This is a genomic window from Mesorhizobium sp. WSM4828 (assembly GCF_055811175.1).
In genome coordinates, this window is record NZ_JBVVQK010000046.1 from 20,826 (window position 1) to 31,257 (window position 10,432).

Below are 10,432 nucleotides of genomic sequence, written 5' to 3' on the forward strand. Positions count from 1 at the left end.
TCCTGCGTTAAGTTGCGTGAGAAGCTCGTCTCGCGTGCGGCTCGGGACAGAAGCTCGCTCCGCTCGTTTCAGATACATTGTCGGAGCGGCCAGAACTCCATCATTAAGGCGTAGGACGTATTGACACCCTGGCACCACGCAGAGTGTGTCGAATGCCGCGTGCTCTAGCCAGGTAGGCGCCGGCGACGCCGTCCGTTCATTCGAAGTACTCATGGCGGGAGCGGTTGGCCGGCGTGCTCCGCCGCTATGTACTCGGCGTACCAGTCCGGCCAGTTCTCATCACGCTGGCCGCCTGCCCGTTGCTCGTGCTCGCCATGAGCCACAGATGCACGCCGAAGCGCGGCTGCGAGCTCGGCCGACGAGACAAAGGTCGCGCCGCCAGCGTCGACGCGGCCTGGCGCTCGCGCAGTGACCTCCTGCAAGAGCCAGTTGTTTCCGGCCGGATCGCTGAAGGAAGCCCACGAGGAGTAGCTGCGTCTTTCCGGATCGGGCCCTCTGACGCGCCCTTTTTCACCGGCATAATGGTACACTTCGCTTACGTCGACCCCACGATCGGCGAGTTCGGCGCGTGCTGCCTCGATGTCGGACACGACGAGTTCACCAGCAGTTTCGAGGATGTCGAGCTCGATACGAGCATAAGGACCCGGTGCAACGCCTGAGCCGAAGACAACCGAACACTGGGAGCCAGGAGGCGTAAACTGGACGATATGAAATTCGTCGCCCATGAGGTCGGCGTCCAGCCGCCAACCCAAGCCTGCATAGAACAGCTTGGCGCGGTCGACATCGGAAACTGGAATGACTACGACCTCCAGCTTCATATCGTGGGATCTCGGTTTTTGCGTCTCGCCTGCGGTGTTGCTGCGGGTAGTGGCAATCGTCATGTCTGCCTCCTCCGTTGAGTTTGATGGAAATGCTTCTTGTGCCCTCCGGTCAGCTCAGTTTCTTTGCCGCAGCGACCTGAAGGCAGCGCGCAACTCGGTGGAGAAGAGCTCCGGCTGCTCCCACGCGGCGAAGTGGCCGCCTTTGTCGACCTCATGGAAGTAGATCAGGTTGGGATAGGCGCGCCGGGCCCACGTCTCGGGGGCCTGATAGCCTTCCCCCGGAAAGACCGTGATGGCGACCGGCAGCGAGACTTCGTTGGTCTTTTCCGGGTCGGCAAAAACGGGACTGCGCCCGCCGCCGTACTCCCAGTAAATTCGCCCGGACGAGGTGGCGGTGTTCGTCAACCAGTACAGAGTTATGTCGTCCAGCACCTCGTCCGGCGACTTTTCAGGGTCGCTATCGTCGTAGGCCCAGCCTGAAAAGCCCGGATGCCCGAGCATCCACGCTGCGAGCCCCGCAGGGGAGTCATTGATGGCATAGCCTATCGTCTGCGGTCGGGTGCCCATCATCGTGGCGTAGGATCTGTTCCCCATCTTGGCGGACGCGCTGAGCGCGTCGAATGCCGTGCGCTCCTTACCCGTCAGGCCTGCCGGCACTGGTCCGCCGGTGGCGAGCACAGCAGCTATCTCAGGTGGTACGACAGCCGGCAGGTTGACATGGATGCCAAGAAGTCCTGCAGGGGCCAGGCGGCCCATCGCATTCGAAACGGGGGAGCCCCAGTCGCCGCCTTGGGCGACGTATTCTGTGTAGCCCAGGCGCTTCATCAGCTCTGCCCAGGCTCGCGCAATGCGCTCGGTATCCCAGCCGGTCTCAGTCGGCTTGCCGGAGAAGCCGAAACCCGGCAACGACGGCAGTACGAGGTCGAACGCGTCCTCAGGGCTGCCGCCATGCGCGGTGGGATCGGTGAGCGGGCCGACCGTTTTGAGCAATTCCAGCACCGAACCAGGCCAGCCATGCGTCATGATCAGCGGCAGGGCATGGGGATGTTTCGAGCGAACGTGGATGAAGTAAATGTCCACGCCGTCGATCGTGGTCATGAACTGAGGCAGGTAATTCAGCTTCGCTTCCGCTGTCCGCCAGTCGTAGGCCGTGCCCCAATACTCGACGAGCGGCCTGATCCTCGCCAGCTGAATGCCCTGCGACTGGCCACCGACGGTCTCCCGGTCGGGCCACCGTGTTTCTGCAATACGACCGCGAAGATCGTCGAGCGCCGTTTGCGCAACCTGAATTTTGAAGGGCCGGATCGAGCGATCCTCGACCGAATTTGCGAAGGCCGGCGCGGAGAGGGTGCAAAGCCCCAACGCCAGCGCAGCCGCCATTTGGTGGAAACTCATGGCTGCACCTTCTTGTCCCGAGTGTGGAACGTCATTGTTTGTTTGGTGAAGACATTGCCTTCGGGGTCCACCACCTCGATTAGGACCTTGTGCTGGCCGCCGGGCATGCCCACCAAGATGATGGTGTTGCTCTGACCGTAATCCGCCCACGCCCAAGGCAGGTCGTCGACGGTGACGTGCAGATGCCCGAGACGCGGAGACACGTTACTTGGGGCCGATCCACCCACAGGCAGGATGCGCAGATTCTCCACCCGGTACGGGATGAACACGACGCCGCCGGCCAACGGACCCGGAAGCGGCGGCTCCACGATCAGCTTGGGTGCGGGTTCGTTGTCGATGGGAACGACCGTGCTCTGGGCAAACGAGCCCGTGGCGACCACGGTGCAAGCCGCGAGTGCGGCGAGCGTCTTAATGAGGGGGTTCATTGCAGTCGCTCCCTTCGGAGGTTTCGCTACGCAGCTATCGCTGAGCGGAAGATGACGCGCGTCCGGCGCGCCATCCCCCGCCAACAGGTCATGTCTGCAACGTCTTGAATGTTGCGCGCACCTCATCGGTGAAGATCTTCGGCTGTTCCCAGGCCGCGAAATGGCAGCCCTTGTCCGTGCGGCCGTAATGCAGGAGCTTCGGGAACGCGCGTTCAGTCCAGCTCTTTGGCGCTGTGTAGATTTCGCTGGGGTTCGCAGTGGCGCCGACAGGAATTGTGATGCCCTTGGCGTCGAAGAAGCCGGCCTTCGCCGTTTGCGCGTGTTCCCAATAGAGACGTGCCGACGACATCGCCGTGTTCGTCAGCCAGTAGAACGTGATGTTGTCGAGGATGTCGTCGCGGGTAAGGCCCTCCGGCTCTCCGTCGAAGGAGCGGGCGATCAGCGCATAGCTATCCGCATCGTGATCGAGGATCCACGCCGCCAGGCCGGCCGGTGAATCGACGATCCCGTAGAGCGTTTGCGGACGAAGCGCCATTTCGTTGGCGTAGCCCAGGCCGTTCTTGTAGAAAAACGCGACCTGCTCGTAGGCGCGCTTCTCGTCGGGGCCGAGATCGGCAGGGGGCGGGCCGCCAGAGGCAAGCGCTTTCACGATCTCGGGCGGAATGGTCCCCGGCATGTTCGTGTGGATGGCGACCAGCTCCGGAGGCGCGATCAGAGCCATCTGTTCGGTGATAAGTGCCCCCCAATCGCCACCCTGCGCGACGTACCGGTCGTAGCCGAGGCGCTTCATCAGCACGATCCACGCCCGCGCGATGCGCGCTGAATCCCAACCGATTTCGGTGGGCTTGCCGGAAAAGCCGTAGCCCGGCATCGACGGGATCACCACGTCGAACGCGTCGGCCGCGGTACCGCCGTGCGCAGTGGGATTGGTGAACGGATCGATGATCTTCAGGAGTTCGATGACCGAACCGGGCCAGCCATGCGTGATGATGACAGGCAGGGCGCCCTGATGTTTGGATTTCACGTGGATGAAGTGGATGTCGAGGCCGTCGATCTCGGTGACGAAATTCGGCAGCGCCTTCAACCGCGCCTCGCATTTGCTCCAATCATATTCCGTTCCCCAATACTGCATGAGCTTCTGCATCGTGGCGAGTTGCACGCCCTGCGTTGGCCCTATCGTCGCAGGGGTCGACCAGATCCGCCGGGAGGCCTCGTGGGATACGAGCTCGCGCTCGGGCCAGCGCGTAGCGACGATGCGCCGGCGAAGCTCGGTGAGCTCCTCCTGCGGGAAGCGAACGGCGAAGGGGCGGATGCCATCGCTGGTTGATGCGGCGGCCTTTTGTGACGGGAGCAGGCTCGCGGCGCCTGCGGCGGCGATGCCGACAGCGGCAGTGCCCAAAAGTCGCCGGCGATCCTGGTCGATTGTTTCGGAGGTTCTGGTCGTGTCCATGGGACTCTCCTGGGGTTGATGGATGCGATCTGCACTGCTTGAAGTACCCCCAGGAGATGGGATTAGCCCGTTATGCGTCGTGAGCTCTTGTTAGTCGCTGCCCGCCAGCCGCTTTTTTGAGCAGATAGGAGGCGCCAGACAGTGGAGACTCCCTATGGTGCGGGAGCGTTCCTTGACTTAAACTGAGGCGCGCTGGGTGCAGGCGGCTCCCAAAAGAAGAGACGCCATGACGATGACGGCAAGTCAGGCCAAAGACAGATTGTCGTTTGGCCCTTTCTGCTTGGCTGCGGGTGAAAGGCTCCTGACAAGAGAAGGCGCTCCCGTAGAGCTGGGCTCGCGCGCCCTTGAAATTCTCATCGTTCTGACTTCCGCGCCGAATGAAGTCGTCAGCAAGAAGGATCTGATGTCGCGGGTTTGGCCCGATGTGGTTGTCGAGGAAGGCAGCTTGCGGTTCCACGTGACCGGACTGCGCAAGGCGCTGGGCGATGGAAAGGATGGCGCGCGTTACATCGCGACGCTTCCGGGGCGCGGCTATTGCTTCGTTGCACCAGTCTCGCGATTAAGCAGCCCACACGACGAAGCCCCATTCATCGCCGCCGGGTTTCCGCATGCGAATCTTCCAAGCCGCTTGAGCAGAATGGTCGGGCGGGATGAGGACGTTCTCAAGCTGTCGGCGCAGCTGAATGCTTCGCGGTTCGTCACCATCGTTGGCGTCGGCGGTGTCGGCAAAACCACCGTCGCGATCGCAGTCGGGCATCATCTGGTCGACGCATTTTATGGGGCAGTTCTGTTCGTCGATCTGGGGATGATCGGTGATCCCGGTCTGGTGACGACAGCCGTCGCCTCGATGCTTGGGCTATCCGTTCAAACAGAAGATGCCACGCCCAACCTGATCGCCTACTTGCGCAACAAACGGATTCTCTTGATCCTCGATACCTGTGAGCATCTCTTGGATGCGGTGGCGCCTTTGGCAGCAAGCATCGTCGATGCGGCGTCACAGGTCCACATCCTGGCGACGAGCCGCGAGGTGCTTCGGGTCGAGGGCGAGCATATCTATCGATTGGATGCGCTTGCCTATCCGCCCGACGAACCTGGACTAACGGCGGCCATTGTCCAGACCTTCCCGGCCACCCAACTGTTCGTCGAACGAGCGGTGGCAGGCGGCGCTCGTTTGGACGTCAGCGATGCGGAGGCCCTGCTCATCGCAAGCATCTGTCGAAAGCTCGACGGAGTGGCGCTCTCCATCGAACTGGCGGCCAGGCGCGTCGAATCCTATGGGCTGCAACAGACCGCCGCACTTCTTGATCAACGCCTGACACTGCTGTGGCTCGGTTCGCGGACCGCGCCGCCGCGCCAGCAAACCCTGCAGGCGACACTGGACTGGAGCTTTGGGCTCCTGACCGACCTTGAGCGCGTGGTGTTGCGCAGGCTCGCTGTATTCGTCGGTCATTTCACGCTCGATGCCGCACTGGAGGTGGTGACGAGCGCGACCCTCGATCGATCGACCGTCCTGGGCGCCATGGACAGTCTCGTCGCCAAATCGATTGTAGCGACGCGTCCGGCCGGAGCGATGATACGCTACCGGCTCCTCGATACCACGCGCGCCTACGTTCTCGATATCCGGATCGATGACGCGGAGGCTGCCGATCTGGCAGTGCGCCACGCCGCCTACTATCGGAGATGGCTTGAGCAGACCGGGATCGCATGGCCAAAACTGGCGACCGGTGAGGAACGGGCTCCTCACTTCGCCGCCATCAACAATGTCCGAGCTGCCCTGGAATGGTGCTTCGGCAACAACGGAAACGCCGACATCGGCATGGGACTCGCCATCGCTGCCGCGCCGGTTTTCCTGGCGATGTCCTTGTTGCAGGAGTGTCATCGCTGGTCTGAAAGAGCAATATTGGCTTCCGACGGTGCCGCCCTTGGCGGACTTGACGAGATGCATCTTCAGGCCGGTCTCGGCGTATCCTTCATGTTCATGCGGGGAGGACGCGACAGGGCGCGCGTAGCCCTGCAGAGAAGCCTAGCGATCGCCGAGGAGCGCGGCGATGCGCTGGATCAGGTGCGTCTGTTGGGTCCGCTCAACATGTTCCATCTGCGGACGGGCAATTTCGTAACCGCCCTCGAATTTGCAAGACGTTGTTCAGCCACAGCCGCCGGTCTGGAGGATTCGGTCGCGATCGCGCTTGCACACTCGATCCTGGGCATCTCGCTTCACCTGCGAGGTGACCTTGCGGAAGCGCGCGCGGAGTTGGAGGCGGCGCTCGACCGTGGGCCGCGCTCTCAGCGGACCACGACGATCTATCTGGGCTTCGAAGGCAAAATCCTGGCCAGGGCAATTCTGGCGAGGAACCATTGGCTGCAAGGCCATCCGGATCAGGCCATGGCACATGCTCGGCAGGCCGTCGAAGAGGCTGCCGCCATGGATCATTCTCTAACGCTGGCGATCGCATTAATCTGGGCGATATCGGTCTTCCTGTGGGCGGGCGACCTGAAGAGCGCCGAGGCGTACATCGACATGCTCATCGCCCGCGCGGAATCCCATTCCATGACTCCTTACCTGCTGGTCGGTCGGGGCTTCAAAAGCGAAGTCGCGATCCGTCAAGGCGATGCAAAAGGTGGTGTCGAGGGCCTGCAGACTTCTCTTCTGAAGCTGCACGCGGCACCTTACGAATTGCTCACGACTCCGCTCAACCTCTCGCTGGTCAGGGGATTGTCCGCAATCGGTCAGGTCGATGAAGCAATGGTGCTGATCGACGATTCACTTGGTCAAGTCCAAAAGAACGGCGACCTATTGTACCTTCCGGAGTTGCTGCGGATGAAGGGAAGCCTTGTTCTCCAGCTGTCGGAAAGCAATCGCGCCGAAGCCGAGACATGCCTGTCGCAGGCGCTGGAATTGAGCCGCAGTCAGGGTGCGCGAGCATGGGAGCTGCGAACCGCAATCGACATAGCGACGCTGATGGCCGGTCGAGGAGAAGTCGACAGCGCTTGCGCGTTATTACAGCCGGTATTCGAGCAATTCATGGAAGGCCTGAGTACAGCAGATTTGAAGGCCGCCGAGCGCCTGTTGGCGACGCTGCGCTAGCTGCCGCCGATGCACGTTTACATTTCTGGAGACGGCCGGACATCAGCTTTTGGCGTATCACGCCTTTTTGACGGGGTGGATGGCGGGCAGTATCAGATGGGACGGATCGATCTCGCTGGACCAGTCTGATCCGTATAAACGCTCGTATTCGGTAGGAAATCGTTTCGCGAAACGCTCCGTTTGATACTGCAAAGCTGTACCATTGTGCCCAACATCAGATGGGACGGACTTCGAAGAAATATCCAGTCCAGCCAGTGATTACGCGTCTTTGTTGAGGTCGTGCCGTCCCGAATGCAGTACGGAAACGCTCACAAGTCGTCCGGGCGGCTTTCGGCGGCAGGCGCGATCGAAACGCTTTCACCATTGCTACCTACTCGCTGCGGCCCCTTCATCTCTTTTCTTGCGGCCTCTGTACGGGTCGCGTCCCGAGAGGTGGTGTAGCTCGGCGGTAGCGAAGCCGCTCGCGAGCGCGCCCTCAACAGCGCCGTAGCGAACGAGCGGCTTAGCGGCGGTCATCGATGTTCCCCGGTAAGGTCGGGTTGCTGACACGAACCTGATTCGAAGGAACCACCGATGACCGACGACATGATGAACCTGCGCACGCTGGTGGAGAAGACCCCCGACGCCGATATCTTGCGCGAGATGATCGGCTTTGCCGCCGAGCGGCTGATGGAGCTGGAGGTTGGGGCCGCCACCGGCGCCGCCTATGGCGAGAAGAACCCGTTGCGCACGGCCCAGCGCAACGGCTATCGCGAGCGCGACTGGGAGACGCGCGCCGGCACCGTCGAGCTGCGCATCCCCAAGCTCAGGAAGGGCTCCTACTTCCCCGGTTTCCTCGAACCGCGCCGCATGGCCGAGAAGGCGCTGACCGCCGTCATCCAGGAAGCTTATGTGCAAGGCATCTCGACCCGATCGGTTGACGACCTGGTCAAGGCCATGGGCATGAGCGGCATCTCCAAGAGCCAGGTCAGCCGGCTGTGCGAGGAGATCGACGGCAAGGTCAAAGCGTTCCTTGAAAGACCCATCGAGGGCGACTGGCCCTATCTGTGGATCGACGCCACCTACCTGAAGGTGCGCCGCGGCGGCCGCATCGTCTCGGTCGCCGTCATCATTGCCGTCGGCGTCAACGCGGACGGCCGGCGCGAGGTGCTTGGCATGGAGATCGGCACCTCGGAGGCCGAGCCGATCTGGACCGAGTTCCTGCGCAAGCTGACACGTCGCGGCCTGCGCGGCGTCAAGCTCGTCGTCTCCGACGCCCATGAAGGCATCAAGGCGGCCGTCACCAAGGTGCTGTGCGCGACATGGCAGCGCTGCCGCGTCCACTTCATGAGGAACGTGCTGGCCCATGCCGGCAAGAGCGGCCGCAGGGTCGTCTCCGCCTTCATCGCCACCGCCTTTGCCCAAGAGACCTCGGAAGCCGCCAGCACCCAATGGCGCGCCGTCGCCGACCAGATCCGGCCGAAGGTGCCGAAGCAGGCGACAATCATGAACGACGCCGAGCCCGACGTGCTGGCCTACATGACCTTCCCGAAGGAACATCGCGCCAAGCTGCACTCGACCAATCCGATCGAGCGTCTCAACGGCGAGATCAAGCGGCGCACCGAGGTCGTCGGAATCTTCCCGAACGACGATGCGATCGTGCGTCTGGTCGGCGCAATCCTGCTCGAACAGAACGATGAATGGGCAGTGCAGCGGGCCAGATATATGACTCTGGAAACGATCAGCCAGATGAGCGATGATCCGCTGATCAGCCTGCCAGCAGTGGCACGCTGATCAGCCCGGCCCCATGCCGGAGAGCACGGCGACCAAGCCGTCAGTTACACCACTCCCTGGGACACGATCCCTCAATGTGCCGCCACGTGCGGATGGCTATGTTCGAAGTAGCGGCGTCCTAGGTTCGGATAAAAGGAGTGGCCGATTTGTTGCGTGCGAGACCTTTTCCCATCGTGGCAAGGATTGCTTTTCTGGTCACACTGGCCGGTGTCCTCGTGCTCGCGCTCTCACCGGTGTGGCTTTTGCAGAATTTTGGTTTCGGCTTCACCTCTCATGATGACAAGCTCAATCACGCAGCAGCGTTCGTCGTGTTGACTGCTATCGGCAGTCTCGGTTGGCCAGAGCACAGAGCAAGACTGCTAGTTTTTCTCGCCCTTACTGGCGCCGCGATCGAGATACTGCAGGGCATGCAAATAATTAGTCGCGACATGGATATCTTCGACTGGTTTGCCGATTGTGTCGGCATCGGGTGCGGGCTCGCGATTGCAAGCTGGACAAAGAAATTAGCTGGCGGCTTCTCCTAGAGGTCGCATCCTGGCAAGTACGGGCTGGCCGCGTAAAGTACTTGCGCGGTGAAGAGGATTTGCGGCACGCTTCGCTACAGGATTTCCGCGAGTAGGATGGGATGGCCGTAGCTAAGAAGGACCAGGAGTCCCGGAACTTAGACGCATGAAATACCTCATCGCCTCGCTGTTCGGCGCCTTGCTGCTGTTCGGTTTCATCGCCTTGGCTGGCGCTGGCCACGGGTGGATCGCGGGCGCGTTGAGTTGCCTGCCATTAGCTGCGGTCTCGTTTGCCGCTTGGCTCAACGCATTGCGCACTATACCTTCGCTCCATATCGCTAACGGACTGCTTGTTACCGCATGCGTCGTGCTCGTAGGCACGGCGTATGGAACGCTATCAGAAGGCGCGCGCTACTTCCTTGATTATTGGCGCCTGCAAGGTCCCCTGGCCGGGCCGGTTATCGCCCTCATCTATTTCAACTGGGTCTTCGCTTGCGGGCTCACGTGGTGGCGTCGCCGCGCAGAGACTTAGCTTTGCGTCGCCCTGCCGGGAACCCGCTAGAGAGGACCGACGAGCAAGAAGACAATCGCTAGGCAATCGCAAGCTCCGCTTCCGTCCTCGCATCTCTTTCTGGGTCATTTTGTCGGCGGCGATGAGCCGTCGCGGGGATTCCATGACGCACTTCCGGTCCGAGCAGACGACCTACCGATACAGCGTCGGTGAATTGCACATACCTTTGCGCTCGCAACAGGGAGTGGGGGAATGGACGACGAGTCTTTCAGGGCCCTCTGCTGGACCGCCGATGACATGGGGAAGAGCTTGCAAATCGCGCCCTACGCGCAGGTTGATCGGTTGATCAACATCAAAGCTTGAATATGAGAAATGCGCTGACTGTGACGGCGGTGGTCACCGTGGCTCGAGTGTCAGCAGATGTGGTAAGGGTGAGTGTCGGCGAGTAGCAGAGGTCCAGCAACAATGA

General features: G+C 61.5%; 8 protein-coding genes. 4 read left to right on the forward strand and 4 right to left on the reverse strand.

Annotation, left to right across the window (positions count from 1 at the left end):
* Positions 1–209: 209 nt before the first annotated feature.
* The 4 genes from AC0L2X_RS30050 to AC0L2X_RS30065 form a co-directional block, all read right to left on the reverse strand.
* The gene (locus AC0L2X_RS30050) at positions 210–881 is read right to left on the reverse strand and encodes a VOC family protein (RefSeq protein WP_473600947.1); all 672 of its coding nucleotides are present in this window, start codon (positions 879–881) and stop codon (positions 210–212) included.
* A gap of 54 nt (positions 882–935) precedes the next feature.
* Entirely contained in the window at positions 936–2,216 is a 1,281-nt protein-coding gene (locus AC0L2X_RS30055; RefSeq protein WP_473600948.1) for an epoxide hydrolase family protein, read from the reverse strand.
* A complete protein-coding gene (locus AC0L2X_RS30060) occupies positions 2,213–2,641 on the reverse strand; it encodes a DUF6130 family protein (protein ID WP_473600949.1) in 429 nt (142 codons plus the stop codon). The genes AC0L2X_RS30055 and AC0L2X_RS30060 overlap by 4 nt, the downstream gene beginning before the upstream one ends.
* A gap of 88 nt (positions 2,642–2,729) precedes the next feature.
* The gene (locus AC0L2X_RS30065; RefSeq protein ID WP_473600950.1) at positions 2,730–4,091 is read right to left on the reverse strand and encodes an epoxide hydrolase family protein; all 1,362 of its coding nucleotides are present in this window, start codon (positions 4,089–4,091) and stop codon (positions 2,730–2,732) included.
* 226 nt (positions 4,092–4,317) lie between these two features.
* On the opposite strand from AC0L2X_RS30065, the gene AC0L2X_RS30070 reads away from it, so the two are divergent.
* The 4 genes from AC0L2X_RS30070 (at position 4,318) to AC0L2X_RS30085 (ending at position 9,984) form a co-directional block, all read left to right on the forward strand.
* A complete protein-coding gene (locus AC0L2X_RS30070; protein ID WP_473600951.1) occupies positions 4,318–7,176 on the forward strand; it encodes an ATP-binding protein in 2,859 nt (952 codons plus the stop codon).
* Positions 7,177–7,749: 573 nt separating this feature from the next.
* On the forward strand, positions 7,750–8,949 hold the full coding sequence (locus AC0L2X_RS30075) for an IS256 family transposase (RefSeq protein WP_473600952.1): 1,200 nt from the start codon (positions 7,750–7,752) through the stop codon (positions 8,947–8,949).
* Positions 8,950–9,086: 137 nt separating this feature from the next.
* On the forward strand, positions 9,087–9,473 hold the full coding sequence (locus AC0L2X_RS30080; protein ID WP_473600953.1) for a VanZ family protein: 387 nt from the start codon (positions 9,087–9,089) through the stop codon (positions 9,471–9,473).
* Between the two features lie 145 nt (positions 9,474–9,618).
* Positions 9,619–9,984 carry a hypothetical protein gene (locus tag AC0L2X_RS30085; protein WP_473559339.1) on the forward strand — a complete coding sequence of 122 codons (366 nt, stop codon included), beginning with the start codon at positions 9,619–9,621 and terminating at the stop codon, positions 9,982–9,984.
* Positions 9,985–10,432 lie beyond the last annotated feature (448 nt).